1 protein-coding gene is annotated in these 1,087 nt (G+C 62.5%); it reads left to right on the top strand.

The window, feature by feature from the left end; all coding sequences use genetic code 11:
- Positions 1 to 17: 17 nt before the first annotated feature.
- Positions 18 to 1,087, top strand: a 1,070-nt coding sequence (locus tag E1180_RS00155) for a xanthine dehydrogenase family protein molybdopterin-binding subunit (protein ID WP_208996749.1), incomplete at its 3' end; no start/stop codon positions are given.

Raw genomic sequence — 1,087 nt, 5'->3', positions numbered from 1 at the left:
ACGTGGATCTGCCGGACATGGCATATGCCACGGTCTTGCGGCCCCCGGTTGAGGGCGAGCGCCCATTGACCATCAACGACACGCAAGCGCGTGCCGTTCCGGGGGTTCTGGATGTCGTCGCGCTGCCAGATGGTGTTTCGGTCGTCGCAGAGAGCTTGTGGAGTGCCTTGGGCGCACGGTCCATGCTTGAAGTGACCTGGAGCGAGGATGCACCAGCCCGTGCCTTCAACAGCGAGGAAACGCTCCGGCTTTATGCCGAAGCTGCAGAAGATCCCGAAGCCGAGCAGGCTGTATGGGCTGAAAAGGGCAATGCGCCAGCAGCCATTGCAGCTGCAGACCAGACCTATGGCCAGCTCTATCTGTCCGACTACGCCTATCATGCGCAGATCGAGCCGATGGCTGCCGTTGCGAGTGTCGATGCGGACGGTCAGGGCGCCGAAGTCTGGGCCGGGACCCAAACCCAGTCTTGGACAACCCGGACGGTGATGGACGTCCTGGGCATCGAGCAAGACAAGGTGCGGCTCAACATGATGACCATGGGTGGCAGTTTCGGCCGCCGGACAGCGCTTGCCCAGGACTACGTGCGCGACGCCGTGCTCAGCTCAAAGGCTGTCGGGCGTCCGGTGAAAGTCATCTGGACCAGGGAGGACGATGTCAAGAACGGCACGTTCCGACCCGCCGCTGCGCAAAGGCTTGAGGCAGGCCTCACCGCGGACGGCAAACTGGATGGCTGGCATCACAAGGTGGCAACGCCAACGGTGATCGGGTTCTTCAATCCGGTTCGCTGGGACGCGGTGAAGCCGAATGATGTGATCTCCATGCGCGGTGCGGAGAACAAGTTCTACGGGATCAAGGATTTCCGGGCTGATCACATCATCACGCCTCGGCAGGCCCGCCTTGCCCCTTACCGGGGGATCGGGGCGGCCTACACCAGCTTTGCCGCCGAAGCCTTCATGGATGAATTGGCGGAGCAGGCAGGCCGGGATCCGCTCGACTTCCGGATGGATCTTGTCGCCGAAAACCCGCGCGGCCGGCATCTACTGGAAAAGGTCGCCGAGATGTCGAACTGGTCCAGTCAGGATGGCCG

The organism is Roseibium denhamense, assembly GCF_009711415.1.
GTDB classification, from domain to species: Bacteria; Pseudomonadota; Alphaproteobacteria; order Rhizobiales; family Stappiaceae; genus Roseibium; species Roseibium denhamense.
This window is presented reverse-complemented; position numbering and strand designations above follow the sequence as displayed.